This window comes from Rhodococcus jostii NBRC 16295 (genome assembly GCF_001894825.1).
GTDB lineage: Bacteria > Actinomycetota > Actinomycetes > Mycobacteriales > Mycobacteriaceae > Rhodococcus_F > Rhodococcus_F jostii.
This window is the reverse complement of the sequence record NZ_BCWY01000109.1, coordinates 1-26,235: the sequence shown is the minus strand read 5'-3', so window position 1 is coordinate 26,235 and position 26,235 is coordinate 1. Positions and strand designations below refer to the sequence as shown.

General features: G+C 65.7%; 23 protein-coding genes and 6 pseudogenes. 12 read left to right on the top strand and 17 right to left on the bottom strand.

Features of this window, described 5'->3' with window-relative positions; genetic code table 11:
• Positions 1-156: 156 nt before the first annotated feature.
• A complete protein-coding gene (locus RJ1_RS39180) occupies positions 157-1,047 on the bottom strand; it encodes an IS982 family transposase (protein ID WP_073368936.1) in 891 nt (296 codons plus the stop codon).
• Positions 1,048-1,478: 431 nt separating this feature from the next.
• Here RJ1_RS39180 and RJ1_RS47050 point away from each other — a divergent pair, with 431 nt between their 5' ends.
• Together RJ1_RS47050 and RJ1_RS39175 are read left to right on the top strand one after the other, a co-directional pair.
• Positions 1,479-1,649 (top strand): hypothetical protein, encoded by a 171-nt coding sequence (locus tag RJ1_RS47050; protein ID WP_162850306.1) that lies wholly within the window; start codon positions 1,479-1,481, stop codon positions 1,647-1,649.
• A gap of 260 nt (positions 1,650-1,909) precedes the next feature.
• Positions 1,910-2,203: a hypothetical protein gene (locus RJ1_RS39175; RefSeq protein WP_073368934.1), complete on the top strand. Its 294-nt coding sequence runs from the start codon at positions 1,910-1,912 to the stop codon at positions 2,201-2,203.
• A gap of 216 nt (positions 2,204-2,419) precedes the next feature.
• Here RJ1_RS39175 and RJ1_RS39170 read toward each other — a convergent pair whose 3' ends face one another.
• Entirely contained in the window at positions 2,420-3,553 is a 1,134-nt protein-coding gene (locus tag RJ1_RS39170; RefSeq protein WP_083400401.1) for an IS701 family transposase, read from the bottom strand.
• 675 nt (positions 3,554-4,228) lie between these two features.
• Between RJ1_RS39170 and RJ1_RS49440 the strand changes: the two are divergent.
• Positions 4,229-4,411 (top strand): annotated as a pseudogene (locus RJ1_RS49440) (erythromycin esterase family protein); the annotation flags it as partial.
• Between the two features lie 90 nt (positions 4,412-4,501).
• On the opposite strand, the gene RJ1_RS48330 reads toward RJ1_RS49440, so the two are convergent.
• The 3 genes from RJ1_RS48330 to RJ1_RS39155 form a co-directional block, all read right to left on the bottom strand.
• A complete protein-coding gene (locus RJ1_RS48330; RefSeq protein WP_255284944.1) occupies positions 4,502-4,633 on the bottom strand; it encodes a hypothetical protein in 132 nt (43 codons plus the stop codon).
• Between the two features lie 7 nt (positions 4,634-4,640).
• Positions 4,641-5,444, bottom strand: coding sequence for a site-2 protease family protein (locus RJ1_RS39160; RefSeq protein ID WP_073368933.1), 804 nt, complete (start codon positions 5,442-5,444; stop codon positions 4,641-4,643).
• 590 nt (positions 5,445-6,034) lie between these two features.
• Positions 6,035-6,757: a phospholipase D-like domain-containing protein gene (locus RJ1_RS39155; RefSeq protein WP_240319649.1), complete on the bottom strand. Its 723-nt coding sequence runs from the start codon at positions 6,755-6,757 to the stop codon at positions 6,035-6,037.
• A 442-nt stretch (positions 6,758-7,199) separates the two neighbouring features.
• Here RJ1_RS39155 and RJ1_RS49100 point away from each other — a divergent pair, with 442 nt between their 5' ends.
• Positions 7,200-7,307, top strand: coding sequence for a three-helix bundle dimerization domain-containing protein (locus tag RJ1_RS49100; RefSeq protein ID WP_005565545.1), 108 nt, complete (start codon positions 7,200-7,202; stop codon positions 7,305-7,307).
• An 11-nt stretch (positions 7,308-7,318) separates the two neighbouring features.
• Complete coding sequence (locus tag RJ1_RS39145; RefSeq protein WP_240319648.1) at positions 7,319-7,582, top strand: hypothetical protein; 264 nt, start codon at positions 7,319-7,321, stop codon at positions 7,580-7,582.
• Positions 7,583-7,878: 296 nt separating this feature from the next.
• On the opposite strand, the gene RJ1_RS47045 is transcribed toward RJ1_RS39145, so the two are convergent.
• From RJ1_RS47045 to RJ1_RS39120, 5 genes and pseudogenes are all read right to left on the bottom strand, one after another.
• A complete protein-coding gene (locus RJ1_RS47045) occupies positions 7,879-8,043 on the bottom strand; it encodes a hypothetical protein (protein ID WP_162850305.1) in 165 nt (54 codons plus the stop codon).
• A 718-nt stretch (positions 8,044-8,761) separates the two neighbouring features.
• Positions 8,762-10,078 (bottom strand): NAD(P)/FAD-dependent oxidoreductase, encoded by a 1,317-nt coding sequence (locus RJ1_RS39135; RefSeq protein ID WP_073368940.1) that lies wholly within the window; start codon positions 10,076-10,078, stop codon positions 8,762-8,764.
• A gap of 56 nt (positions 10,079-10,134) precedes the next feature.
• The gene (locus RJ1_RS39130) at positions 10,135-12,183 is read right to left on the bottom strand and encodes an erythromycin esterase family protein (protein WP_073368929.1); all 2,049 of its coding nucleotides are present in this window, start codon (positions 12,181-12,183) and stop codon (positions 10,135-10,137) included.
• Positions 12,184-12,535: 352 nt separating this feature from the next.
• Positions 12,536-12,650: pseudogene (locus RJ1_RS39125) on the bottom strand (universal stress protein); the annotation flags it as partial.
• A 128-nt stretch (positions 12,651-12,778) separates the two neighbouring features.
• On the bottom strand, positions 12,779-14,395 hold the full coding sequence (locus RJ1_RS39120) for a CYTH and CHAD domain-containing protein (RefSeq protein ID WP_240319647.1): 1,617 nt from the start codon (positions 14,393-14,395) through the stop codon (positions 12,779-12,781).
• Between the two features lie 454 nt (positions 14,396-14,849).
• Here RJ1_RS39120 and RJ1_RS39115 point away from each other — a divergent pair, with 454 nt between their 5' ends.
• The 4 genes from RJ1_RS39115 (at position 14,850) to RJ1_RS39100 (ending at position 17,058) form a co-directional block, all read left to right on the top strand.
• Positions 14,850-15,458 carry an Rv1733c family protein gene (locus tag RJ1_RS39115; RefSeq protein ID WP_073368922.1) on the top strand — a complete coding sequence of 203 codons (609 nt, stop codon included), beginning with the start codon at positions 14,850-14,852 and terminating at the stop codon, positions 15,456-15,458.
• A 210-nt stretch (positions 15,459-15,668) separates the two neighbouring features.
• A complete protein-coding gene (locus RJ1_RS39110; RefSeq protein ID WP_378380374.1) occupies positions 15,669-15,959 on the top strand; it encodes a hypothetical protein in 291 nt (96 codons plus the stop codon).
• Between the two features lie 76 nt (positions 15,960-16,035).
• The gene (locus RJ1_RS39105) at positions 16,036-16,323 is read left to right on the top strand and encodes an Rv3202a family protein (protein WP_073368920.1); all 288 of its coding nucleotides are present in this window, start codon (positions 16,036-16,038) and stop codon (positions 16,321-16,323) included.
• 315 nt (positions 16,324-16,638) lie between these two features.
• The gene (locus RJ1_RS39100) at positions 16,639-17,058 is read left to right on the top strand and encodes an Hsp20/alpha crystallin family protein (RefSeq protein WP_073368917.1); all 420 of its coding nucleotides are present in this window, start codon (positions 16,639-16,641) and stop codon (positions 17,056-17,058) included.
• 535 nt (positions 17,059-17,593) lie between these two features.
• Here RJ1_RS39100 and ligD read toward each other — a convergent pair.
• Together ligD and RJ1_RS39080 are read right to left on the bottom strand one after the other, a co-directional pair.
• On the bottom strand, positions 17,594-18,535 hold the full coding sequence (gene ligD, locus RJ1_RS39090) for a non-homologous end-joining DNA ligase (protein WP_073368915.1): 942 nt from the start codon (positions 18,533-18,535) through the stop codon (positions 17,594-17,596).
• 823 nt (positions 18,536-19,358) lie between these two features.
• Entirely contained in the window at positions 19,359-19,823 is a 465-nt protein-coding gene (locus RJ1_RS39080; protein ID WP_073368913.1) for a SixA phosphatase family protein, read from the bottom strand.
• A 343-nt stretch (positions 19,824-20,166) separates the two neighbouring features.
• On the opposite strand from RJ1_RS39080, the gene RJ1_RS39070 reads away from it, so the two are divergent.
• Positions 20,167-20,859, top strand: coding sequence for a zeta toxin family protein (locus RJ1_RS39070; RefSeq protein WP_073368911.1), 693 nt, complete (start codon positions 20,167-20,169; stop codon positions 20,857-20,859).
• 373 nt (positions 20,860-21,232) lie between these two features.
• Here RJ1_RS39070 and RJ1_RS49505 read toward each other — a convergent pair.
• From RJ1_RS49505 to RJ1_RS39055, 3 genes and pseudogenes are all read right to left on the bottom strand, one after another.
• Positions 21,233-21,391, bottom strand: a pseudogene (locus tag RJ1_RS49505) (Clp protease N-terminal domain-containing protein); the annotation flags it as partial.
• A gap of 191 nt (positions 21,392-21,582) precedes the next feature.
• Positions 21,583-22,458: pseudogene (locus RJ1_RS39060) on the bottom strand (universal stress protein); the annotation flags it as partial.
• Between the two features lie 654 nt (positions 22,459-23,112).
• Positions 23,113-24,225 carry a cytidylate kinase family protein gene (locus RJ1_RS39055; protein WP_083400399.1) on the bottom strand — a complete coding sequence of 371 codons (1,113 nt, stop codon included), beginning with the start codon at positions 24,223-24,225 and terminating at the stop codon, positions 23,113-23,115.
• Positions 24,226-24,322: 97 nt separating this feature from the next.
• Between RJ1_RS39055 and RJ1_RS49095 the strand changes: the two genes are divergently transcribed.
• Positions 24,323-24,568, top strand: a complete 246-nt coding sequence (locus RJ1_RS49095) for an acyl carrier protein (protein ID WP_143048845.1) — start codon at positions 24,323-24,325, stop codon at positions 24,566-24,568.
• On the opposite strand, the gene RJ1_RS39050 is transcribed toward RJ1_RS49095, so the two are convergent.
• Together RJ1_RS39050 and RJ1_RS39045 are read right to left on the bottom strand one after the other, a co-directional pair.
• Entirely contained in the window at positions 24,453-24,815 is a 363-nt protein-coding gene (locus RJ1_RS39050) for a dsRBD fold-containing protein (RefSeq protein ID WP_240319646.1), read from the bottom strand. The genes RJ1_RS49095 and RJ1_RS39050 overlap by 116 nt on opposite strands.
• Before the next feature lie 275 nt (positions 24,816-25,090).
• Positions 25,091-25,526 (bottom strand): annotated as a pseudogene (locus tag RJ1_RS39045) (response regulator); the annotation flags it as partial.
• A gap of 343 nt (positions 25,527-25,869) precedes the next feature.
• Here RJ1_RS39045 and RJ1_RS39040 point away from each other — a divergent pair.
• A pseudogene (locus RJ1_RS39040) lies at positions 25,870-26,235 on the top strand (IS982 family transposase); the annotation flags it as partial.

Sequence of the window (26,235 nt, the reverse complement as noted above, 5' to 3'; positions counted from 1 at the left end):
GTAGCGGGTGTGAACACCCAGTTGGGTGGATCCGGGATCGGCGGCCGCAGTTTCCACGCTCTGGATGCAGGCGGCTCAGCTGTGAAGATGGGATGTCCCCTCCCCGCGGAACCGATTCATGTAGCCCGCCTCTAGATGATTGATTCCTTGAACGGATCAGTGGTCGTAGGCGATCAATGATCGCTTGGCGGTGGCGCCGATGTTCCAGTTGTGCCAGATGCCGGCGGCCATCGCCAGCACACGCTGGGCGACGCGGGCGAACACCCCGTGCGTGGTACGGCCACCGTGTTCCTCCAGGCCAAGCTGCCCTTTCAGCGTGTGGTTGACCGATTCGATCCACTGCCGCACCCCGCCGAGATTGCCGTTCTTGTACGTTTCGTCCTTGCGGTCCGGGCGTAGCAGCTTCAGACCCATCGCGGCGGTGGTATCGGCGAACTCGGCGCCGGAAAAGCCTTTGTCGGCGAGCAGGATCTGCCCCGACCGAATCAGGTGATGATCGCGTTCGAGCAGCGCGGTCACCACCTCACGTTCACCGAGCTTCGGATTCGCCAGGCACCACATGATCGGCATCCCGTCGCCGGCGCAGACCAGGTACAGCTTCAGCCCCCAGTAGAAGCGCGAATGGGAGGCGCAATAGCCGTACCCGGCGTGCCCGGCCAGGTCCGACCGCTTCACCGTTTCCCGAGACATCCCGCAGGGCACCGGGGTGGCGTCGGTGATCCACAGGTCGTCGAACCAGGATGGTGAGATCCGCGCCAGTGTCTGAATTGCCTTGCACAGCAACCCTCGTGCCGCCCTGACACGTTTGTTGTAGTCCGACTGTCCAGGAATGTAGGGAAACAGGGCACGCAACTCGACGCTGTGGTGGGCATGCCGGATCCACCGGCGTTCACAATCGAACCCGAGCAACATCTGTGCCACGGCCAGGGTGAGCAGTTCGGCATCGCTGAGCACGGGCCGCCGACCCCGACCGGAGCGGGGTTCGACGACATGATCGTCGATGAGCACATACAGTTCGGTCAGGAGGGTTTCCAGTTCTTTGGTCACGCTTTGATCTTGGAAACCCTCCGCCTACTCCTCCTCCGCGACACGCTTCAAGGAATCAACCATCTAGTACGAAGCGAACGCCGTCCCAGGCGTCCCTCGGTCGCGATGTGGGATGGATTCGGTCCGGCTGCCCGGTGCCACGCGTGCGCACCGAGGACGGCCATAGAGAAACGCAACACCCACACTGTCAGTACCCACGAATCGGCCACGGTCGCAGCATGTGCGAGCGATGCCGCGGCAGTCGGCAACATGACAATGCAATTTGCTGAGTGTGTTCAATCTGTTCCAGTGCACGGAGTTTCCCAAGATTCATCTGTACGGAGCCTGACACATGCAGGGCCTCTCGCGGTGAAACCATTCACGTCGAACCGTTTGCGCATAGCAATGTCACATTGCGATGTAAGCGGCACGCCGACCGAGGGAAGATGTACATGTCCAACACCGCAGTCGTCGAGGAGTCCGGCGAGCTGACGGCGCCCCGCGCTCGCTACCGCGCGTCGATCGGAGGCGACTCGCACGAGGAATTCGTGGCCGCCAGGATCACCCTGGTCGAGGTGGGAACCGGCCAAAAAGTCTCCGAGGAGGATGTCGACTACCTGTAACCACGGCAGTCAAGGCCCTCAACGATTGGTGGGGCCTATTTGGTGGCAGCACTGCCCGGGTCCAGCGTGTCGACCGAAATGGGTGTGGGGGGTGTTCCCGGTCGGTGAAAATCTCAAGGTCGACCTCTGTCGGGGTGGGGCACGTCCACTCCCGGGGTGGGCGAACGAGCCCCCTGGGGTTGCTTCAATACGGGCGCTGACGTGGGCAGAGTTATACCTGTCACCGACGCACTTCCCCGATATCCTCAGGAGAAACGCCAATGATCAACGCCCGCCGAATCTTTGCCGCCATCGCCTTCACTGCCTTTACGGTCCTGAGTGCGGCCGGGGCAGCGTCCGTCGCTCAGGCCGAGCCGATCGGCCCGAACGGTCCCACCGGTGGTCCGTGCCCGATCGTGAACACGGACTCGCAGGGCAACGAGACGGTGACGTACGGCAAGCCCGGCGATCGCAACGGCGCCCTGGTGTGCGGTGCGGACGGCGAATGGACGGTCGGCAAAACGAAGGCCAACCCCGGGCAGATCCAGATCCAGCCCGGACTCTCCCGCGGGTAACCGACAACAGCTTCCGCGATTCTCTTAAATTAAGGCACTCTTAATACTGCAACGGCACTTACGGCAGGTGGCCGCGGGTTCGGCAGTGACAGATGCGGGCCTGGTGCTGTCGGCGTCTCCGCCAGTGTGACCAGGACCAGACGTGCTCGTCGGGGCGGGCGTGTCGCAGGATCAGATGCACGAGCAGCCGCCGGATCTCGGGTACCGTGTACGCGATCATGCCCTGATCGCTTGTCCCGATTCCCCCTTTATCGCTTCGGTTTTCGTGCCGGCAAGCCAGGCGAGGGCGAGCATCGACAGTGTGGTGTGGGCGTACCAGGCCCGGTAGGTGCGCACCTGGTACTGGTCCAGTCCGGCCTCGTTCTTGGCCTGCTGGAAGCATTCCTCGACCCGCCACCGCGATCCGGCGACGGTGGCGAGTTCGGTGAGCGTGGTGCGCCGGGGTCCGGCGCAGATGTAGTACGCGATCTCGGTCGGGTCCGACAGGGATCGGCGGGCGAGGAGCCAGTGCCCGCGGCCGGGTGCCCAGGCGATCCTGATGGGCACCCGCACCCAGGAATACTCGCGCGGGCCGTGCGCGCCGTCTCCGGCGGAGATCCGGCGCCACTGCTTCGGCGGGACCGCGGCGATCATCTCGTCGGCCCGGCCGGAGCGGCCGTCCGGCGTGAACACATCGTCGTTGCACCGGGTGGCCAGCACATGCGAGACATCGCGTTCCTCGAGCCAGACCCGCAGGTACTTCACCTGACCGTAGGCCTCGTCCGCGGTGAGCCAGGAGAACGGGACCTTCGCATCGAGGGCGCGTTCGATCATGTGTTGCGCCAGCACGGGCTTGGTCGCGAACTCCACCTCGTCACCGATCCCGGCGGCGCGGCACCGGTCCCGGTCGGAGGTCCACGATTCGGGGAGGTACAGCTCCCGGTCGATCAACGCGTGCCCGGCCGAGCTCGCGTAGGCGAGGAACACCCCGATCTGGCAATTTTCCACCCGCCCCGCGGTGCCCGAGTACTGGCGCTGCACCCCGGCCGATCGGGTGCCCTTCTTCAAGAACCCGGTGTCATCGACGATCAACACCCCGGCGCGGTCACCGAGCCGTTCGACCACATAATCACGGACATCGTCGCGGACCCCGTCGACGTCCCAGTCCGCCCGCCGCAGCAGCCGTTGCATCCCATCCGGGCTCACCTCGCCGGCCCGCTCAGCCAGCGTCCACCCGTTCTTGCGTTCCAGACCCGCAACCAAACCCGCCACATACTCGCGGACCCGGGTCCGCGGCTCCGACCGGACGAACCGACCGGAGATCCGCTCATGCAACGCTTCCAACTCGGCAACAACCAGATCGAGGACCACACAACCAGTATCGTCTACCTGTCAAGCAAGTGCCGTTGCAGTACTAAGGCGAGTTCCCCGCATCGAAGCCGATGTGGGGCACTCTCGTCGGTAGGGACGTGTCGTCATCCTGGTAGAAGGAACTGGATCGAGATCCTCGGCTTCTCGATCGCTACCCCAGCACCCGACTCCTCGCCGGACGCCTCGACACGAAGACAGACCTGTCCGGCTTCGCCGACTCGGCCCGCCACGACACTCGGCCATTTGCTGACCCCCATCGACCGATGGGGACACACACCCCTCGCATCGACCGCGTTATCCGGGCAATCCAACGCCCCCGCCCACCTGGCCGGGCGGGTTTCTTCCCCTCCGCGGCCGCCGGCGCGACGACGGACCTGCCCGGAACAGACCGGGCGGGCAGCGGCTCTGAGCGTCCTCGACATCGAGTTCGACCAGGACTACTACGACCGCGGCATCCACGCACGCCTGGGGCGAATCCCTGGTCGGCGGCCCGGAGTTGTTCGTCGTCGGCGAACACCAACCGCCCGTCGTCGAGCGGTACGGCCCACCGCCGTACCGGCCGGCGGCTGATATCCACCGAAACCCCCATCCTCATCGGCGAATTCCTCGACGACCGCACCGCCGTTGTTCTTGGCTGATCCAACGGTCACCGCGGCCGGCGAGTGGGGTGGACCGGTGGAACGGAAGGTGGTCCGCGCCGCGTTGCCCAGCAGTGTCGAAGAACTCTTCCACGAGGTGGGAAAGGACGCGTTCCTCGTCCGCACCGATCACGACCGGAGGACCGCGGACACCCTTCGGGTCGCGCGCCTGGAGCGGGCGATCGGCGTGATCTACCGCCCGGAGACGGAACGGCAGAGCCATTACTTTTACACGCGGCTGTCCGATCAGTTCGACGCGGTGATCCACATCGGCACCACGCACGCCCTCGAACCGCTCGAATGCACCAGCCTATGGGGGGAAGGCGAAATGCCGGAGAACGAGATCGGTGGCCGTGACGATTCCCGTCGGGCGCTCACCGTGGACGAGGCCGATCAGATCGAGACCCGGCCGCAGCATCACCGTCGTGGCGCCGGTCGCCAACAGGACATCACCTCGGACGATGCCGGCGCCGGGCAGGGGCCGGGCGGAGGACCCGATGGTGGTCCGTCCACACGCGGACGGGGGCGTCCGGGCGCGTCGACGCGGTCATCAGTTCCGCGTTCGCGGCGGTCCGGAGAAACCACCCCAGCAACATCAACCACAGCCCGCTCGCGCTCCCGAGCAGTATCGCCTCCGCCACACCGAGCAGGATCAGCAGCAGCCCGACGACCCGTCCACTCCGGGCGGCGGCCGCTGTCGCGGCCAGTCGGTCACCGCTGCGGCGCCACAGCACGGAGCGCAGCACCCGGCCGCCGTCCAGGGGAGCCCCGGGCAGCATGTTGAACACGGCGAGAATCAGGTTCGCGGTCCCGAGCCAGACGACAGCGGCCGTGACGAGGGGACCGGCGACCGGCTCGACCGCGGCGGCGAAGACGAGAGCGCACGCACCGATCAGCAGGCTGGTGACCGGTCCGGCGAGAGCGATACCGAATTCCGCCCGCGGATCGGGGGGTTCCTCGCGCAGCTCGGACATTCCGCCCAGCAACCACAGCGTCACCCGCTCGACCGCGACGCCGTGCCGACGTGCGACGACGCAATGGGCGAACTCGTGGGCGGCGAGAGTCAACAGGAAGCAGGCAGCCGTCGCCGTTCCGATCAGCCAGTGGTGCAGGGTCGGCTGGCCGCCGAACTGCAGCGGCAGTATCGACAACGAGAGCAGCGATGCCAGTAGTGCCACAGTCGCGATCAGCGACCAGTGCACCGAGATCCGGATTCCCGCTATCCGGCCGACCGGAACCGCGCCGCGCAACATCTGGCACATCCTGCCTTCGTCACCGATGCCGTTCGGCTACCCGCGACCCGAATCATCGTGTCCTCCTTTGCCACGCCCACACGGTCGTGCCGGCTCGGTACCACGATCCGATAACCCCGCTGAGACGGGCAGGGTCGAAGGTCACTCGTTCGATGGACGCAGGTCGTCTCGCCTGCGAACACTATTCGGGTCTGCGAGGACTTCGTCCCGTCATACCGCTCGCCGCGCATTTCGTTCAGTACTGGCGCCACCGGATCATCGGCGTGCGGCACCACGTGAGGTGCGCGGACCAAGCCCAGTCCGATTGTCGTCGGAAGCCCCCATCCTGCCGCGACGTTCTGCATGACCCGTCGTGGAGTGGTGGCCAAGTCAGAGGTTCCAGAGTCGCAGCAGTGCGGCTCGCAGGCGGCGGGAGAGTATCCGGTGGTCGGTTCTCAGTCGTGGGTTGGGGTGTCCCAGGTCGGCGAATGGCTTCTCGGCGTCCGGCAACGGGACGGGCTGTAGGTCGGGGCGAGTTCGGAGGATGTGGCCGACGGCGCCGGTGCGGAGATCGCGATGGCATCGGAGTCCACGACCGCTGGCGGGTTGATTCATTCGTCGTCGTGGGTGGCGAGGATCAGGACGTCGTCGCGTTTCAATTTGCCGGGTTCGTCGAGGCGAAACCACTCCAGTTGATACCTCGTCGTCGGTCCGGTGGTGATGCGGCGTCGGCGCCGCTGTGCTGTCCGCGTTGCTCGGCGGCGCGGGGCTCGTATTCGACGGTGTGCCACAGGAACATTCGTTACCGGCGACGGAAGGAAGTACCCTTCCACGTGCACTCGCCCGGTGACCCCGGGAATGAGCACCGCCCGACCTAATGCCCACTCCTTGGTGGCGATGTCGATGAAAGTGGTGTCGACCTCGCTGATCTCGCCTATCTCGTCCTCGTCTATCTCGTCGATGAACCGGTGCACGGTGGCGACGATGTCGGGGTGTCGGTGATGACGACCCCCCGTCCACGGTGGTGGAGTGTGGGAGGCGTTCGCGGAGCCAATGACGGCCCGCCGGTTGGTCGCGATCACGTTGGCGTGCAAGTTCGGAGAGGACAGGACCCGAACGTCGACGTAGTGCGTGAGTGTGGCGGGGGAGGTGGCGTGAGCGCGGAGCGCAGCTTTGGATGCATTGACGACGAGGACGTCGCCATTGCGGAGTGGGAGCAGGGTGGTGCGTGCGTCCTGGTCGAGGTAGGCGATCGCGGCGTGGCGGGGCCCTTTTGTTCGGATCGCGCGCGTAATACGCGGCCAAGGGTTCGGCCCGTGAAATGTGGTCCCCATACTTCAAATGGAAGCGCGGTGTGTGGCCGGTCTTGTCGATCTTGCTTGGGTATCGGCGAGGGCGGGTGTGCCCGCGGCCGGCCACATTCTTAGGTGGAGTGTTCCTGGACATACTCCTCGACGGTCTCGCGCATGAGTTCGCTGGGCATGCGGTGCTGCAGTCGTGCGAGGTCGTCGAGTTTGTTGCTGGGCGGCTGCGGCAGTCGGACCTGACGCTTGGGTGATTCACTGCTGCGCCGGCGTCCTGGCCCAGAGACCGGCGGCCGGCGCCGACCCCTCTCGAGGAGTCCGCGGCCTGCGGCGCTACGTTGACGGGGTGGTCGTTGGGGCGCAGGCTTTTGGGTTATGAACTCGGTGGAGGAGGCCCGCCAGATGTTGCTGGTGATGGCGCGGCTGATCACGAGGTTCCCGCCGGTGTCGCAGGATGCGGTAGGTCTCACCGGTGGAGCAGGCGGTGGCGCGTTTCGGGCAGGCTCGGATTAGGGATTTCGTGCCGTTGTTCGTCGAGCGCACTGCGGCTGCGAAGCTGGCCTTGTTGATCGAGTCATGATCCTCGGTGCGATGGCGGAGGACTCGGGTGCCGCGCAGGCCGACGTGTTCCTGGGCCGGCTGCGGGAGGAGATCGAGACGGTCTCGCAGAACATCGAGAGTGCCCAGGCGCTCGTCTCGAAGGCCCAGAGGGCCGGCAGGCGCGGTCTCACCGAGCGGTTGCGTGCGGAGGTGGCGGTCCTGCGGGGCGAGTTGTATGAGGCGCACTGCCCCGTCGATGCGCTGGTGTTCCGGTTTCCCGCGGTGCTTGCGCGCGAGGAGTCGGCGCTCGACTGACCGCCCGGTCGTTTCGCAAGGGGGGTCGTAAGCCATCGGCCCTTCGGGGTCGTGCGAGGAACCCGCCATTTGGATCCGTCAGTGGCGGGTTCCGTATCACTTGTCGGCGCCGCGAGAGCGGTGCTGTGAGCTGGGTGGACGCGTCCCCAATGTGTTTGGGGGCGTGAGAGGGATGGCCAGGTCGGACGCCGCCGTAGTGATGGGGGTCCGCGATCGGATCACGGCTGTACCGGCGAACGGGTAGCTCCGGATCCGGCGCCGATGTCGGCGCCGGCGGATCTGTCGAGGGCGCGTTCTCAGCGCAGGCGTGGTGCGGTGCCGGGGACCTGTTCGTAGGGGTCGTCGAATCCGTCGGTCACGATCGTTCGGTGACCGGATGCGGGGCGGGAGAGCGCCCGGAAGAAGAGCACGAGCAGTGCTGCCGCCGCGTGCAGGACAAACCAGCACCCCATGGTGATCACGAAACTTTCTGTGGAGTCGCGCGTGGTAGGCCCCGCGGGTCGGCAACCCGGCACTGGCCTGCGCCCGCAGATTGCGGCTGAAAGAGTAGCTGACGGATGCCCTGGCGGGTTCCGGGCGGGGTGGGTGGATCTCTCGCTGCCCGATGTGATCTCGCGCTCCGGCCGCGACCTGCTCGGTCAGGGGCGGCTTTGGTCATGGTGTGGAGAATGATGCGGAAGCTGGTGGGTAGCCGGGGGTCGCCGGCCGGGTCCCCGATGAAGAAGCGCTCGCCGGCGTTGTGGGTGAGCAGGCGTGTGATGGCGGTGCTGACGGTCCCGTCTGCGGTGAGCTTGAGCAGGACCGTGCGGTCGGTGTCTGAGAGGTGCGCCCAGAGGCTGTGGTAGCTGATCTGCTGGGGATGGACGGTCGTGGTGATGGCAGAAGGCCATGAGACCGCAGGAGTGTGTATGCGAACTCGGTGAGAGTCGAGTCCACCCCCGTCGGTAAGGACGTGCAGCGCGGTGACCCGCGCGCCGTGCTGACCGGCCAGCTGTGCTGCCCGCCGTACTGCCCGGCTCGGACAGGTCGGTCGCCACCAACTCCTGCCGCGGCGGCACCGTGAACATCGGCAACGTACTCCTTCCGGTGGCTTCATACTGGCAGGGTTCGGCCCAACGGTCCTGGATCGGGCGCGAGGCTTCCGAACGGCCGTGGTAGTAAGCCGAAACTGATGTGTCACTATAGGTCTTGCGCCGCAAAGCGGGTCTCTTCAGCGCTGGCCAGGCCGAACGAGACGAGCGGGCGGGGGGCGACCATTTCGAGGAGGTACGCCGTCGCGACGGCGAACCGGTTCGCGGTCCGCGGCAGCGCATACAGATGATAGAGGCGGGTCACTATCTTCGCGGGTAGGCCGGACAGGTTGATGCCCAGCGGATTCGCGATCGCGAAACGAGGGCCGAGGTCGACGACCAGTCCCATGTTGCGGTGCCTGTATGGTGCCGGCCGACCCATTCCAAGGCTGCTCGCTACATTCCGGGCCAGCAGGTGGCCTTGTCGAACGGCGTGCTGTGCGGTCGGCGGCGTGATGTTCCCGGGATTTTTCAGGTCGGGTACCGCTGCGGCGTCCCCGGCCGCGAACACGTCGGGAGCCCCCGGCACACTGAGGTCGGGTTGGACGATGAGCCTGCCCTCGGTGAGAGGGAGATCGAGTGTGGAGATCAGCGGGCTGGCCGTGACACCGGTGACCCATACGACGGTGCGGGTGGGAATCGTCGTGCCGTCACTGAGCACCACGTGTTCGCCGGTGAGGGCATCGAGAGTCGTGCCGAGGCGCACCTCGATGCCGCGCCGGCGAAGCACCTCCAGTACCTGTCTGCCCAACGTCTCGCCGACCTCGGCCATCACCCGGTCGGCTCTGTCGAGCAGCAGGAACCGGACTTGCGTGGGATCGAACCGGCGTTGACGCGCCACCTCGTCGGCGAGCGCACGCAGCTGGGCGACCAGTTCGGTGCCGGCATACGAAGCTCCGACCACGACCACCGTCCGCTGCGCTTCCCTCTGCACGGGATCGGTTTCGTGGGTGGAGAGTTCGAGCTGTGTCAGCAGCTGGTCCCGTAGGTACAGTGCCTCGCCTACCGTCTTCAGGCCACAGGCGTTCTCCTTCAGGCCCGGAATGTCGACCGTCCGTGTCACCGAGCCGGGGGTGAGTACCAGTCGATCCCAGTGCAACTGGACCACATCCGCGTCACAGTCGATCAGCGTGATGGTGCGTGAATCGAAGTTCACCGCCGTCACCCGTCCGGTGATCAGCTCGACGCCGGGGAGCGAGCCGGCCAGCGGCACCGAGACGTACCGCGGGTCGAGGATGCCGCCGGCCACGTCCGGCAACAACGGGGTGTAGAGCATGTAGTCGTGTGTCGAGACCAATATCACCTCGGTCTGGTTCCGTGGATCCTTCGCGAGAAGATGCGAGAGTCTGCGGGCACACTCGAAGCCGGCGAAGCCTGCGCCGACGATGAGTACACGTTCTCGGGTCGAGGAATTCTCGGTCGTCACGGCCAGCACCTCTCGGTCGTCCTACTTGTGTTTGCCATCTCGAGTCCCGCAGCAGGTCACAGAGCGAACGGGTAGGTTTCCGGCATTTCGCCTTCCACCCATAGGCTGGTGCGTTCGAGCGGTTCGAGGGCGTGCGTGGTGTCGATGTGGATCAACGCGTCGAACTGATCGGACAGCCGCGTGTAAAAGTAATGGCTCTGCCGTTCCGTCTCCGGGCGGTAGATCACGCCGATCGCCCGCTCCAGGCGCGCGACCCGAAGGGTGTCCGCGGTCCTCCGGTCGTGGTCGGTGCGGACGAGGAACGCGTCCTTTCCCACCTCGTGGAAGAGTTCTTCGACACTGCTGGGCAACGCGGCGCGGACCACCTTCCGTTCCGCCGGTCCACCCCACTCGCCGGCCGCGGTGACCGTTCCCGCGTAGGTGCTGAATCCGATCAGGCGGCAGTCGTCGCGGTACCGTTCGCGCACCAGTTGGCCCACCGTCAGTTCGCCCTGGGTTCCGACCTCGGTGGCACGCGCGTCGCCCACGTGGGAGTTGTGAGCCCAGACGACCACGCGGGCGGTACTCCCGAGTCGGCGGTCGAGGTGCTCGATCAGTGCGTCGAGCGTGTCGGCCATGTGACGGTCGCGTAGGTTCCACGACGACACCCGGCCACCGAACATGGTGCGGTAGTACTCCTCGGCGTCGCGCACACTCCACACGTTCCGTTCCGCGTAGAACTGGTCGTCGTCGGCGAGGATACCGCCGCGGCGGGCGTACTCGAGGGCGTGGTGTTGCAGGTCCACGAGCTGGTCGACGACCTGCTGCTCGCAGGATTCTCCCGCACTGAACGCTGCGGCGTAGCCGTACGCCTGACCGTCTTCCCCGGATACGTGCTCGAAGCACGAATAGCGGGCGCGTGCCCGCTGGGCCGCGACCGGGTCGACCCGGTCCAGGTAGTCGATCACCTCCCGCATGGAGCGGTGCAGGCTGTAGAGATCGAGTCCGTAAAAGCCTGTCTGGTCTCGGCCTTGCGCCGCGCACCGGTCGTTGTGCTCCCTCAACCACGCGACGAAGTCGCGGACGACCGTGTTACGCCACATCCAGGCCGGGAAGCGCTCGAATCCGCGCAGCGCCTCCTCCGCCGACGTGTCGCTGCCGTGTCCGCGCACGTAGCGGTTGACCCGATAGGCGTCGGGCCAGTCGGCTTCCGCCGCAACAGCGGTGAAGCCCTTCTCCTCGATCAATCTCCTGGTGATCTCCGCGCGTGCGGCATAGAACTCGTGTGTTCCGTGCGAGCTCTCGCCGATCAGCACGATCCGCGCGTCACCGACGAGGTCGAGCAGGTCCTGCGGTGCCGGCACGCCGTCGGGCGCCTCGCGAGATGCCAAGCGAACGATTCCCGCGGCCGAGTCGAATTCGAGCATCCGGGCGTTCGGGGTCCCCGGGCCGACGGTGGGTGTGCGCAGCAACGTCCGCACCTCCTCGTCCGTCACCTGGGCGAAGTTCCAAAACGAGTCCCCCACGGCGCGGAAGGGAAACGGCATCGTCGCACACACGACGTCGTCGACCACCGCTCGGAGATCGCGGCACGTCGATTCCGGCGCGGCCGGTACCGCGACGACGATCTGTTCGGGCTCCCGCTCACGCAGCGCGTCGACCGCCGCATGCATGCTGGCTCCTGTCGCGAGACCGTCGTCGACGAGGATCACAATCCTTCCCGCGACGTCGGTCGGGGGCCGGTTTCCCCGGTATGCCGCTTCACGGCGGACCAATTCGCGTCCCTCCCGGTCCACGACCCGACGCAGTTGTTCCGGGGTGATCGCGAGATCTCTCACCAGGTCGTCGTTCAGGACCACCACGCCGCGACCCGCCAGGGCCCCCATCGCGAACTCCTCGCGGCCGGGAACCCCGAGCTTGCGTACGACGAAGGCATCGAGGGCTGCACCCAGGGCAGCCGCCACCTCCCACGCGACGGGTACACCTCCGCGCGCGAGGCCGAGGACGACGACGCGTGGGTCTCCCCGGTACGCCTCGAGCAACTCGCCCAGAACGCGTCCAGCTTCTCGCCGGTCTCGAAAGATGTGTTCCGGTCTGACTGTCGATGTTTGTCCGGAATTTTTCATCGGGTCCTCCTCCCGAGCTGACCGCCCGGCGTCGCACCGCGCGGTGTCGTTGTCGTTGTCGATCGTGTCGTCCTCGGCCCGTGGGTGACAGGGTCGAAGGCCACTTTCGGGGCCAGTACGAGCGCGAGCGGCCGGCTCATGGTTCTCATCTCCTCTTGTGGGTGCGCACCAGGCCCGGTTCCCCTCGGCGAGGTCGGCGCGTGACCGGACTGGCCCCGTCCATCGGGAACGGAGCATGGGGGGAGAGCTGAAAGCCCTTCTCGCCGCGGGTATGACGACCTCGACCCTGGCTCTCGGTGGAGGCCCGAAGAGCGGATCGGGGGAAACACCGTTTGCCGCAACTAGCCGGCGGGCGGCAGATCATGACCAGGGCCGAGCGCATGGTGCAGGAGGTTCTGGCTCGTCGATCCATGAAGGGATCCGGCGAGCCGATTGTGGCCGTGGCTTTCCACGACGACGAGCCGGGCCCCTAACTGCTCGAGATGGTAGAGAACGACCCCTGTCAGTGGTCACCCTCGACGACATGCGTGATCCGGCCCGGCCCGCCATCCGACGTGGCCGACCGCCGACTCGTCCCGGCCGTCCGTCGCGCTGGTCAGGTGGCGAGTTTTTCGGCTTCGTCGCGGGCGCGTTGGGCGGCCTGCAGCTCGAGTCCGTAGAGCAGTCCGAAGGTGAATCCGTTCTCGCCCTCGGTGGCCCCGGCGCGGGCGCCGAGCGCGCGGAGAACGCCGCGGGCCACCACGCTGTCCTGGTGTTCACCGAGTACCTCCTGAATTTTCTTGTACTTCGCGACCTTCTTTCTGCTCTTCTTCCTACCGAAGATCGGCATGGTGAGCTCGGCGGCGTAACGGGCCCGCTTCGCGGCCTTCCGTGCCCGGTGGAGGGCCTCATCCCCGCCGTCGTCGAGGGCGGCGGCCAGCCTCTTGTCTGCCTTCTTCCACGCCTTCCGGGCGGCCTTCTCGAGCACCCGGGAACCGGATGAGGCCTCGTCGGTCAGCGGAGGCGCCGCGCGCCACTGGGCCAGGCTGGCGAGCAGCGCACGGTAGCGGCCCGTGTCGAGGGTCGCCATCACCTCGTCCTGATACCGGCGCTGCTCGGCGAGCAGGTCGTTGTCGATGCGGGCGGCGACCGGGCCCATCACCAGCTCGCTCGGCAGGTCGGCGACCGCCTTGGCGAACCGGGCGCGCTGGACCTGCCGGTCACGGACCTCACCGAGTACCCCGGCGTACCAGGACAGTTCCTCGTCGAGGTGCGACCGCGCGGCCGGGTCGAGAACCTTCTGGAACACGCGCAGGGTACTGCGGAACCGCCGGATACCGACCCTGGTGGAATGGATCGGGTCCAGCCCGCGGCGCAGCCACACGTCACCGGCGACGATCGCCTGGGCGTGTTGCTCGAGGTAGTCGGTCAGCAGCTTTCGGACAGTCTCCACACCGGCATCCCCGCCGTCGCCTTCGCTGGCGTCCGCGCGACCGCGATCCGGCGTCAGCGCCCGGACAAGCTTCGACGCATACCGCGACGGGTGCGCACCGCTACGGGTCAACCGTGTGCCGATCGCCCGCAGGAGCTTGTCGTCACCCCGGTCACCGAGCTCGACCTCCACTTCGCGCCACTGGCTGGCGACGGCCCCCTCGTCGCCGGCGGTCGCGGTGGCCTGCACCGTATCGTCGGCGACCTCCGCCAACAGGTTGCCGTCCGCGTCGAGCAGGCGATGCCGGTGTCGGGTGGTGGAGATTTCCGCCACCCGCCGCACGGGTTTGCCGAGTGCCACACCGACGACCAGCGTCGCCAACTCGTCGGGCACCGATTCACCCTCGGTGATCGGCAGCCGGATCTCGGTGCGCGCCGTGCCCGCGGGCACCTTCAGGTGCCAGCCGGCGTCCACATCCCCGGATCGGCGCCGCAGCGTCAGGTGCTGGCTCAGCAAATCCCGGTCGGCGGTGTCGAAGTACACGCTGTCGAGGGTGACGGTATCCCGCTCCACCCGGCCCCCGGCCGGAACCAGGTCGTCGAAGTCCGGTACCACGAAGTCGAGGCTCACGTCGTACTTGTCTTCCCGCTCCCGCCGCAGCGACGTCGTGAGTCCAGTCTTCGATCTCCGGCCCACACGTTCGGGCGACCAGGAAAAGTGGCGGTGACTGCCCACCGGGTCGTCCTCTCGCGTGTACGTTGCGCCCTGACCCCAGGACTGCGGTCCATGGTTTTCGGCCATCTCGTGTCCTCCTTTGCCACGTTCACACGGTCGTGCCGGCTCGGTACCACGATCCCGATAACCCGCTGAGACGCGCAGGGTCGAAGGTCACTCGTTCGATGGACGCTGGTCTGCTCGCCTGCGAACACTCGGGTCTGCGAGGACTTCGTCCGTCACCGCGCATTTCGTTCGGTACGGGCGCCACCGGATCATCTGCGGGCGGCGCCACATGATGGGCGTGGACCATGCCCAGTCCGATTGCCATCGAAACCCAAGGCGGCGGCTTCAGGGAATGACCCTCGGTTCGACGAGCGCGGCGCTGCTACGCCTACCGTGCCGTACCCCGCTCATCGTGTGCGAAGGACGCAGAGGACTGAAGTCCTCCGACAAGCAACGAGTGTCGATGACCTTGTTCCCTACGCCGGGCGCGGCCTCCGCGGAAGACTCGAAACCGAGCCAACGGAGGAGGTACACGATGGACACGAATCAGGCACTCCCGCTGCGCTGGTGGCGAATGGCACCGTGGAGCCGAAACCCACTCATGCGACGCTGCGACCGCGTCGATGCCGCCGCGGCTCTTCTCGCGACCGTGTTCGTACTGATCATGGTGCCGTTCGCGGTCGCCTTCGGGACAGCGACATACACGGGCCTGAGCGAACAATCCCACGCAGACCGCCAGCGTAGCCACCGACAGGCTGCCGTTCTCGTCGCCGACCCGCGGCCCGGATCGGTGGCAGACACACGTACCAGCTCCCGAGAACCCCAGAACCATGCGTCGGCGCACTGGACCGCACCGGACGGCACCCTGCGCTCAGGTGATGTACCGACTCCACCGGACGCGAAGTCGGGCGACACGATCGACGTGTGGATCGACTCGAACGGCAACCTCACGGCCGAGCCGAGGACTGGGCAGGAAAACGCCACCGTCGCGGTGAGCGCAGCACTTTGCGTGTGGGCCGCCGCCGCGAGCGGTGCCTTCCTCTTGCTGTCCTGCATTCGATGGATGAATTCACGGCGCCGGATGCGGCAATGGGATCGTGAATGGAACGAATTCGGCCGGACGCCCGGATGGCCCGTCAGCTGACCCCGTCACTCGAAGCCGTGTGACGCAGGAGCAGCGATCTACTCGACAATCCCCGACCGCAGCATTCACGATCTGGCCGAGACGAACGAGAACGACTCCGGCGCAGCTGGATCCACCGATACGAGAGCAGGACATTCGCGCGTGAACACCTCGACGACAGACGCACACCTCTCCGGCGGGCCCGCCGCACACCTGATCGGTATGCCAGGTATGACACGTGAACCGGGGGGTGAGGCGGTGGTGGTGGGATCGCGTGTCGTAGTCCGTACCGGTACCGGTACCGGTTCCGAGCATCCGCACCCGGTTCGTGGCGTGGTGATCGAGGACTACGCGGACGAGCCCGCCGTTCGGGACCAACTCGGCTGGGGCCGGGCGCCGGTCCGCCGGTGGGCGATCGTGCTCGACGACGGCCGACTCGTCTTCGCTGATGACGGCGACCTCGAGCTCGACGCGGAACACCCTGCCGCGGGCCCGGCGGATTTCGACTTCCGGCGCGGCTAGACATCACCGCCTTCCCGCGGACAACGACACGTCTCGGCACCGACACCGCCCAGATCAGAGCAGAAAGGACCACGGAATGAACACCCGCCCCTTCGATGTCGTGCCCGAGGCGGACTGGCTCGAGCAGACGCACACCCTCGACACCGCCGGCGGCCTGCTCGACCCCGAACCGGCTTCCCGCGTATCGGTGCCCTGGGATGCGCCCGAAGCCGACCGGCTCGAGCAGGCGCAGCCGGTCGGCACCGTCGACGATCCACTGTGCTCCGCCGGCACAGACCATGCCTGGGACGCGCCCGAAGCGGACCGGCTCGAGCAAGCCTTCGCGGTCCCGTTCGGCGACGACCACGACGTCCGCGACGGATAACCGGCCAGAAACTCGCCATCCCGCGGCGCGGCGGACCGTGGACCCGCACCGCCAACACGTGCTCGAACCGTACGGCGGTGTGTCGCCACCACGGGCGGGGTCCGCGCCACGCGGTGCCCGCCGGGCCCGGTATCGGGTCACACGACGGGACTCGGCCCGTGGTGATGTCAGCAAGAGGCGTGGGAGATGCGGGTGCTGGGTCTGGGAATTTTTTCGCCCTGCCCCTTGTCATGTTCTATGTCAGACGCTATAACAAATCTATAGCACATGCTGTAGATTCTGTGACAAACAGAGAGGTTTCTGGAGGTGGAAACAATGTTGATGCGCACGGATCCGTTCCGCGACCTCGACCGGTTGACTCAGCAGATCCTCGGTACCACGGCACGACCGGCGGTGATGCCGATGGATGCCTGGCGTGAGGATGATCGGGTCATCGTCGAGTTCGATCTGCCCGGGGTGGACGTCGATTCCCTGAACCTCGACGTCGAACGCAACGTGTTGACGGTGCATGCCGAGCGACCCGCCCGCGACGAGAATCAGGAGATGCTCGCGTCCGAGCGGCCGCGGGGTGTGTTCCGCCGGCAGTTGTTCCTGGGTGAGAATCTCGACACCGACAAGGTCGAGGCCAACTACGACGCCGGGGTACTGCGGTTGACCATCCCCGTCGCGGAAAAGGCCAAGCCGCGCAAGATCGAAATCAGCGGCAGCGGAGAGAAGAAGGCGATCCACGCCTGACCCCGACCCGCACGGGAACGGAGTGAGTGGGGTGAGCACGATGACATTGGCGAACATCGGTCCCACGGTTTCGGAGCCGGATGGGTGCGAGGTGTGGCTCTGGTACGAGTTCGGTCTGTTCGTGGCCGATTCGGAGGGCATCCTCGCCGACGCGCTCACGCCGCAGGCCGTTGTCCTGCTCACGTTGGTGAACACCGATCGGCTCGGCTCGCCGCCACCGCTCCCGGCTTCCGTGCGGGGGTGGACTCCGCTACCGGTCCCGCCGCCGGCGACCCGCGCCAAGCAGCGCTCCCCTCCTGAACACGGAGGGGAGCGGGGTCAAGGCAAGTTCCTGAACAGGAGGTTCAGGTCGACGCTGTTCGGCCAAATGCCCCGGGTGCCACATCGGAATCGTCGCTTCGAGCGACCATTTGCCGAGGGGCGTACTGGCGGCACCGGACCCTGCCAGGGCGCAGTCCTGTATGGCGCAATGCGCCTGGGAGGGTGGGAGCCGCTGACACCGGGTGGTGTCGGCGGCTTCTCCCGTTCCGCCCGGTCAATGGCGGCCGGGGAGACCCACCTCATCGGCTGATTTGTCGTCGCGCAGTCCTTTCCAGCTGGGATGCCGGAGCCCTTCACCGGTGTATTCGCGGTATTCGACGTCGCCGACGAGGAGCGGTTCGACCCAGTGCGCGCCGCGTGCGATGGATCGCGGTGGGGGAACGTCGAATGGGCTGGTGGGGCGTTCGAGTTCTGCGAGTTGGTCTCGGAGCTTGCGGCGCATGGATGCCGTGAAGCCGGTTCCAACATGCCCGATGTAGACGAGGGCGCCGGCGTCGTCGTGTGCGCCGAGGATCAGTGAGCCGACGGCGTTGTGGTGCATGCCGGTGCCGGGCACCCAGCCTGCGATGATGACCTCGGTGTTCTTGCGCAGAGGCGTTTTCACCCAGGACGGTGAACGGATCCCCGGGCGGTACGTCGACTCCACCCGTTTGGCCACGACACCCTCGAGGGATTGTTCTCTCGCGAAATCGAGCATGATCTGTCCGTCGACGTCGACCCAATGCGGCGGGACCTGAATACGCGGCCCATCCAGTTCGAGATCTGTGAGAGCTGCGCGGCGGTCGAGGTAGGGAAGGGACATGATTTCCGCGCCGTCGAGGACCAGGAGGTCGAAGACGTAGTAGGTGGCAGGCGTTGTCCTGCGAAGTTCCGCAGTCGGTTTCACCACATGCATTCGATGCTGCAGACGGCGGAAGGACGGTTTGCCGGTGGCGTCGAGGGCCACTATCTCGCCGTCCACGACCGCCGGCCTACCGGCGAGCGCCGTGCTCAGTGCCTCGACCAGCTCCGGATAGGATTCGCTGACATCGTGGCCGTTCCGGCTCCACAAGATCGGAGCATTCCCTCTGGTAGAGGCCACCATTCGCTGGCCATCCCATTTCATTTCGAACGCCCAACCATCCCCGACCGGCGGGGAACCGAGGGTCGCCAACATCGGTGCTATCGGTCGTTCGCGCGCCGGGCCCACCCACTCATTGTGCGCAAACAGGCCGCGTGGGGTCCCATGGTGTCCCCGAAATCTTCGATTGCCGGCCACCCTACACACGCGTACAGGAAGTAGGGGAGTCCACCTTCAATCAGCTGCAGGACTCGAGGCCAACGATCGGCAACGAGAACTGGGGCCCGAGTTCGGTGTTCTACTTGGCGCCCGCCTCGGTGACCTCGAACTTCCTGGTTTGTGCGCGTTCCGCTTTGCACCCGCACGGTCAGCACTCCACTGGACAACGAAGCCTCGCTGCCGTTCTCCCGAAGCTCGCCCGGCAGCGTGACGCGATACTCGGGCTCCCCGACCCGACCCGACGGGTACGCCGACGGAGCAGGCCTTTGCGCTCGCGCCCCTTCAGCTCCCGGTCACCACCAGTTCGTTGCCATTGAGCTCGACGTCGATTCACCCCGGGCAGCTCGATCTCGACGACATCGGCGTCGTCGTCCTCGGTGACGTCGGCCGCGGGTATCCAGGCGCAGGAAGAACCACCGAGCACCGACTGCACGAGCCGATCCATCCCCGCCTCCAGAGATCCTCGAACTCACGAAACGGGCGCGGTCTGTCTACCGGGCCGGCGGAACGCCGTAAAGGCAGAGCCATTCCAGTCACTCCCCAACTCATCGCGGGCCCGTGGCACCGCCGAGACGATTCCAGCCCGCCCGGATACATCATGGTTGAGCAGCTGATGCTGCGTTCCCGTACCGGCGGGTGCTTCCGCCGCGGGGGCGCGATGGCCCGCGACTATTCGATGGGGAGGCCGTGCTGCCGCGACCTAGCCATCAGTGGGCGCGATATAGCGCAGCGTTTCGGCCGGATCGGCGGTGCGGTCGACGACCCAGGCTCCGCCTTTCGCGGTAGTCGCCGCCCGCGGCACGCATGTCGATCCTTGCGCCCGCGCGAACTCTGCCAGGGCGTCGAGCACCTCCCGATGGGTACAGAAAACGGCCCCGTCGACACCCGGCGCACTGAGCAGGGCAAAGAGTTCGTCGGTCGGTGCGCCTATTGCCAGTAGCGGGTGAAGGTCGATACGCAGCCCGCGCGCCGCGGCGAGAGGCATCAGGGTCTGACGGCACCGTAGCGCCGGACTGGACCACAGTGCCCGTACCTCGATGCCGCTCAGCGCAGCGACAAGGCCGCGGGCCTGCCGATGACCGAGCGTGCTCAGCGGGCGGTCGGCATCGGGGCCGCGCCACCTCTGCTTCTTACCCGCGTGCGCATGACGTACCAGGACGAACATCGACACCTTCTCCGGCCGCCCGGCCGGCGAACGCTCCCGGGGTGCAGGTCACATCCTCGTCGAAGTTCGCTCGTTATGGGACCTTCCGAGCGCTGATCGCTGATGCCGAAGCTATACCCCTGATCGACCGTGTGTGGACGGAACAGCGAGTTACGCTCTCCTCAACTGGGGTTACACGTTCGGTCGTGTTCCCGTGACCGGTGGAAATATCGACTGATGCATATGAGCCGGGTAGCTGGGATGAGGTTGAACGCGCCTGTTACCGCGGACATCTGACCGAGGATGAGCTCGGCCGGCTCATGGAGCGGAACAAGGACGCACTCGAGCGAGCGGCGTTGTCGGCGTGATCAAATCGGATTCACTGCGCGGTGAGGTTGCCGCGCAGCTCGCCGGCATGGCGGCAAGCGAGGGCCCGCTGGACACGAAGTCTCCGACGAACACCAATATCCGCTATGTGGCATCGCTTTCGCGTTGGTCGTTCCGCAAGAACGTCGTTGAGCAGTATCGGTCTCGTGAGACACCGCCGCGTGGAGCGCGTTCTGCGGTTCTCACGGCAGGTGCACCTGGAGCCGGCAAGAGCCTTTTGCTACGCGAACATGTCGCCGAACTATACGACTACCGTCCTCTGGGCGCGGACGTCGTGAAAGACTTTCTGATCGAACAGGCACTAACCGACGGCAGCTACGATAACCTCCTCGACACTGTGCTGGCGGCCGGCGCCCGGTTGGCACCCCGAGAGTTGGCGGCGCTGGTACATGACGAAACCACCGCCCTCATCGACCAGATTCGTAGGAAGTGCCTGGACCGGGGCGAGAACGGACTGATCGAAGGGACCTTGAGATGGCCCGATCATGGGCCCAGGGTGTTCGCCGAGCTCGTCGACAAGAACTACACTTCGCTGCGCATAATTGGGGTCGAAGTTCCCCGCGCCACCGCACATGAGCAGGCGCTGTCTCGGTGGTGGGAGGTCCGACTCGCATGGTGCGCCGATACAGAGCCGGTCGGGGGACGATTTCACTCCACCTGCGGCGATTGACGATTGCTACGACGGAGGGGCGCGGTCGAAGTGCGCAACGCCGAGTCGCTCTTGCTGGGGGTGCGTCGCCGGTTCTATTCGGTATCGGTTTGCCGGGTGGGGCGTGGGATGCGTGCGGCGTCGAGGATGCGGTCGCGCATCCATCTGTCGAGGCGTTGGCCCGCCTCGGTGGCCGCGTCTGCGCACAGGGTGTGCTCGCTTCGGTCAACACGGTGGTGATGTGGGTCGGGCCCGGCCCAGCGGGTTCGCGGCGGTCTTCGGCGACCTGACGAAGAACGTGTTCCCGCAGCCTGTCCAAACTCGCGGGCCCGGCTTCGTCGAGGATCTGTGCGTCGGCCGATGACCTGTTGTCGATGAGAGCGAGCAGGAGGTGTTCGGTGCCGATGTCATCGTGGCCGAGCAACGATATTTCGCGCAGACTCTGTTCGAGCACCTTCTTGGCGTGTGGGGTGAAGGGGATGTGCCCGGCTGGGTTGGGCTCGCGTGGTCCGATGTCGGCGAGCTTGCTGATGACGTCGGTGAGATACCCCACGAGGTCAGTGATGTCGCCGCAATACCGTCGGCTTCGAGGACCCCGAGCAGCAGGTGCTCGGTGCCGAGATGATCGTGGGCTGCGTCGGAGGCCAGGACAACTGCTCTGCGTGCCTGGTCGGTGAACTTGTCGAACACCACCCCCAGTCCCCTCGAAACTCGTCCGGCAATGGGCCGCGGGCGGGGCGGGTACCGGACGATGAGGAGTGGGCGGTTGACCGAGTTCATCAGTGCCCTGGTGGCCGATCCCAACAGCATGCTCGCGAACCCGCCCCGCCCGCGGCTGCCGACGACGAGCAACTGCGCATTCTCGGCTTCCTCACGCAGACTGTGTGCGGGTTCGTCCATGACGACGACCGGGCGGACCGTCACGTCCGGGTATTTCTCGGCGTGGCCGGCGAGGTACTCCCACAACTGGGCTGTTTCGTCCTTGACGATCTGCACCCACACGGGGTCGCCGTCCTCGAAGGCGAAGGGGATGTTGACGTCGGACCAGGCGTGGACGGCCACGAGTTCGGTGTGCCGCAGTGCGGCTTCCTCGAGTGCCATGGAGACGACCGGTTCGGTGTGCGCGGATCCGTCGACGCCGACGACGACGGGTCCTGCGAGGGCGTTGATGTCGGTGTCGGGCGCGGCGCGGATGACGGCGACGGGGCACTGTGCGTGGGTGGCGACGGCCGAGCTGACCGAGCCCAGGAACATCCTTTCGATGATTCCTTGCCGGTTCGCCCCGACGACGACCATGCGCGCAGTTTTCGCATGCTCGAGAAGTTCACCGGCCGGTGTCTCGGTGCCGAGGACGGTGTGGATCTTGAGCGAGTGACCGGGTACCGCGTCGGCTGCGACCTCGGCGGCCCTGGCCAACCTCTTCTTGGCTTCGAGTTCCTCTTCTTCGAAGAAGCTGGCGGGAAGGCCGACGGGTGCGCCGTAGACGCCCGGACGGAGCATCGTGGTGAGCACCGTCAACGGAGAGTTCCGCAGTGCCGCTTCCTTCGCGGCCCACGACACTGCCTGCAGCGATGACGGTGATCCGTCTGTTCCGACGACGATCGGACGGTCGGCAGCCATGTTGTTCCCTACCTTCTGGGCGTGTGGTGGCACGGTGGGAGGGCTTGTCCTGAGATCGATGGTCGTCGCCTTCGGGGCGGAGGTCCACCCGCGGCCTTGCGAGCCCCTACCTTTCCGACGATGTCAACGGTGACCGTTGTGCACATTCACCGACGTGCGGTCGCCCTTTTGATGGAGCTGGTCGTGGCCCCGCGGGGCCAGCGTTCGTGAGGTTCCCGCGTGCCCTCGTTCGGCCTGAGGCCGAGGTAGTCCAGGTCCCGTTGCGGGGACGTTGCGCTGCTCGCCTCCCTACCGGGTCGTGCGGCGGCGCGGGGAGCGGCATGTTCCTGCTCCGGGTGTCGCCGGGTGGCCAGGCCTGGCTCAGGGAGGGGCGGACCACCGGAGAGGGATGCCGGAGAAATGCCTCTCGAGATATCGAGCATGATCTGTAGTCGACGTCCTCCCAGTGCGGCGGGACCTGAATTCGTGGCCCGTCCAGCCCGAGATCTACGCGACGCTCTGTTTGTCGCAGGCGGTGGGCTCCGCGGGGGCGGAAACAATGCCAGTGCCTGCGCCCGCAGATGTACGGCTGAAAAATAGCTGATAGATGAAGTGGGCGGGCGGCGGGCGGGGTGGATCATCGCTGCCCGATGTTTTTCCAACGACACAACCTGCTTATTTACGCCCCACCTGGTCAGCCGTGTCTGGATACAAGGGAAAACGAAATCCGTGAATATTCTCCCAATCGTACATCCACTTTCGCTGCGCTTCCGTGAATAAAAACTCATCCGCTGTAATCCCGGCGGCGACCTCTTCTCCGCCTTCGCTCTCGAGCAAAGCTGGCACCAACACCTGCTTTGCGATCAGCGCTCTGCTAAGGGCATCGTGCCCCCGCAGTGCAAATACCTCCGGCGAGCTGTATCCGACAACAGGTTGCTCCCACGCCGGTGCGGCACCTGACTCAATCGCGGCCAATTCCCGGACTGGTTCGATTGTTGGGATAACACGACGTGGGCTCGCCCGCAGCTGGAGGCCATCCGTCGGCGGGCCGTTCAATATCTGAAGAACTTCGGATACGACCATGTCCAACGGTGCGTCAGAGGTGTCAATCACCAGGTCGTAGTTCCTCAGCCTGAAGATATCGACGCCGTACTTATCCCTAAAACGCGAACGTTCACTCGAACTTCTAGTATGCGCATCCTGCGCAGCTTGTTCCACGGACGTGTAACTTTCCACATTTGATTCACGAGTCCGGTGCAATCTCTCAGCGGCCACAGTCGGGTCTACGATGAGATGTAGTTTGAATGCATTTGGAACAAAATGCCAAGCCAGTCGAGAATCGAATATCAATGCAGTAGTCTGCGCGCCCTTCCCCTGCAGAATGTTATCTATACGCGAATCAATCGACTGATCAAGTTCAGCCCTCTTGTTGACATCCACAATTGATACGCCCAGCGAAGCTGCCAATTCTCGCTGTAGTGCGCCAGTGCTCACAATATCCATGCCGTAAATCCGCGCCAGCTCTCGCCCGACGGAACTCTTCCCGCTTCCCGGTTCACCGCTGATCGTGATGTGCCGGAAGTGCATAATATGTCCGATCTGGCCGACGCGGATCAACAACAAGGCTGACAATATTTCGATCTGGGCAACGGTTCGTGGCCAGTGTCGGCCAAAATGTCTTGAGACAATGCGGCGAGCCCGGTCTGTCACCTTCGTAGGGGGCGCCCGAGCAACGATCGTTGCGTCAAGCGGACTCGCCATCACCTGCTCGCCCTCGACGGGATCCAAGCCCTGCGCACCACCGTAGGCGCCCTCGACCTGGACCCCGCCGGCGCGAGAGACGCGTGCACCGCAGGGCGTCGCACCCGAAGGCGAGTGCGGAAACGTGGTCGCGGACCAGCCGGTTCAGGATCAGGTGGATCTCGATTCGCTGGATTGGCTGAACTTCCTCGTCAGGCTGCATTCGACCTTCGGGATCGACATACCGGAGGCCGACTACGGAAGGCTCGTCACCCTCACCGACGTGACAGACTACGCTGCCGCCCGGGTAACGCATGAGTCGCCGGGGTCCACGCGCGCGGGGGAGCCGCCTCTGACGTTCGATGTCGGATCCGCAGTGCGCTGCGGGTGATCGCCTCGTACTCGGAGGCCGATTCGAACAACTGGTGTGACAGGTCGGCCAGTGCGCGGGCGACGGCCAGCTGTTTGCCGATCGTCACCACGTCGAAATGTGTCGAATGGAGGCGCGTAGATCCCGTGCCCTCGAGTGCGGTGTCGTCCGGTCTCGGTAGGCGGGCCCGCGCCGACACCGACATGTCCGCGTCGTCCGGTTTGTGCTCGTCGATGACGATGCTCACCGACCACTGTTCCCCGTTCACATCCACTCCCGTCGTCGCCGGATTCCGCGGTCTCTCTCTTCACGTGCGTCTCGTACGTCTCCATCGAACCTCGGCCGGGAGTGCCGGAAAAGGGCCGCAAGTCCTCGGCCGCAGTGACATCCGACGCTCACCGTGGAGGTCGCGGACCTCGGGTCCCTGCTGTGGGTTGTCACCCGCCGTCGCCGGCGCTGTCGCGGATATACTGCGCGAACTCGCGCACTACAGCAACAACCGGGTGTGGCGCCGAGCGTAATTGCGGACGATGAGCAGCGGGCAAGAGCAAGGAGTGTCCGTTGCTGGTCGGTGAGCCCCGCGAAAGGGCCGTCTTCCGCGTGTGCGTCCGAGTGGAGCTTCGCCATTCAACGCGGCCGCGGCACGACTGTCGAGCAGTGATTTGCCCGCACCCACCTCGTGGACTGCCTCGGTCAGCTCCACCCGGCGGATGTCCTTGACGACATATCCGCTGGCCCCGGCGAGGATGGCGTCGAGCATCGCCTGGTCGTCGGTGTAGGACGTCAGCATCAGACAATGCAAGCCGGGCATCCGGGAGAGCCGTTCACGACACAGTTCGATGCCGTTGCCGTCGGGCAGCCGGACATCGAGCACGGCAACGTCGGGTTTGAGTGCCGGGATCCGAGCCAGCGCCTGCGAATACGACGCCGCCTCCCCGATCACGGTCAGTTCGGGGCCCACGGTGAGAAGATCCGCCATCCCACGGCGGACCACCCCGTGATCGTCGACCAGAAGAACGTTGAGCGCAGCCGGCTGTCGGGAATGGCAGTGGAGGGCTACGCCTGGGCTACGCCGCCCCGCGGGGAGGTTAGAGCGTGCCGGCCGCGTCGATCTGTTCGAGGAACTCGATTGCAGGCGGGCCCTGGGCCCCTGCGCGCTCGGTGACCTGGGCGATCTTCGTATTGCCTTCGAAAAATTTCTGGAAGGACTCGATTCTGTCCCACTCGTCGATGCCGACGAGCTCACCAATGCCCTAGATGATTGATTCCTTGAAGGTGTGTCGCTGCGCGGCTGGTAGGCGGAGGGTTTCCAAGATCAAAGCGTGACCAAAGAACTGGAAACCCTCCTGACCGAACTGTATGTGCTCATCGATGATCATGTCGTCGAACCCCGCTCCGGTCGGGGTCGGCGGCCCGTGCTCAGCGACGCCGAACTGCTCACCCTGACCGTGGCGCAGATGCTGCTCGGGTTCGATTGTGAACGCCGGTGGATCCGGCACGCCCACCACAGCGTCGAGTTGCGTGCTCTGTTCCCCTACATTCCCGGACAGTCGGACTACAGCAAACGTGTCAGGGCGGCACGAGGGCTGCTGTGCAAGACAATTCGACTCCTCGCCGAGGTGTCCCCGTCATGGTTCGACGACCTGTGGATCACCGACGCCACCCCGGTGCCCTGCGGGATGTCTCGT

What these genes read in the sequence shown, in the direction of transcription:
- RJ1_RS39160 (WP_073368933.1), bottom strand. Translation starts at nt 5,444, where the DNA reads ATGTTGCGCGGCGCGGTTCCGGTCGGCCGGATAGCGGGAATCCGGATC.
- RJ1_RS39175 (WP_073368934.1), top strand. Translation starts at nt 1,910, where the DNA reads ATGATCAACGCCCGCCGAATCTTTGCCGCCATCGCCTTCACTGCCTTT.
- RJ1_RS39145 (WP_240319648.1), top strand. Translation starts at nt 7,319, where the DNA reads ATGGCGGAGGACTCGGGTGCCGCGCAGGCCGACGTGTTCCTGGGCCGG.
- RJ1_RS47050 (WP_162850306.1), top strand. Translation starts at nt 1,479, where the DNA reads ATGTCCAACACCGCAGTCGTCGAGGAGTCCGGCGAGCTGACGGCGCCC.
- RJ1_RS39115 (WP_073368922.1), top strand. Translation starts at nt 14,850, where the DNA reads ATGGACACGAATCAGGCACTCCCGCTGCGCTGGTGGCGAATGGCACCG.
- RJ1_RS39120 (WP_240319647.1), bottom strand. Translation starts at nt 14,395, where the DNA reads ATGGCCGAAAACCATGGACCGCAGTCCTGGGGTCAGGGCGCAACGTAC.
- RJ1_RS39110 (WP_378380374.1), top strand. Translation starts at nt 15,669, where the DNA reads ATGACACGTGAACCGGGGGGTGAGGCGGTGGTGGTGGGATCGCGTGTC.
- RJ1_RS39100 (WP_073368917.1), top strand. Translation starts at nt 16,639, where the DNA reads ATGTTGATGCGCACGGATCCGTTCCGCGACCTCGACCGGTTGACTCAG.
- RJ1_RS39130 (WP_073368929.1), bottom strand. Translation starts at nt 12,183, where the DNA reads ATGAAAAATTCCGGACAAACATCGACAGTCAGACCGGAACACATCTTT.
- RJ1_RS39105 (WP_073368920.1), top strand. Translation starts at nt 16,036, where the DNA reads ATGAACACCCGCCCCTTCGATGTCGTGCCCGAGGCGGACTGGCTCGAG.
- RJ1_RS39080 (WP_073368913.1), bottom strand. Translation starts at nt 19,823, where the DNA reads ATGTTCGTCCTGGTACGTCATGCGCACGCGGGTAAGAAGCAGAGGTGG.
- RJ1_RS39155 (WP_240319649.1), bottom strand. Translation starts at nt 6,757, where the DNA reads ATGGGGACCACATTTCACGGGCCGAACCCTTGGCCGCGTATTACGCGC.
- ligD (WP_073368915.1), bottom strand. Translation starts at nt 18,535, where the DNA reads ATGTTGGCGACCCTCGGTTCCCCGCCGGTCGGGGATGGTTGGGCGTTC.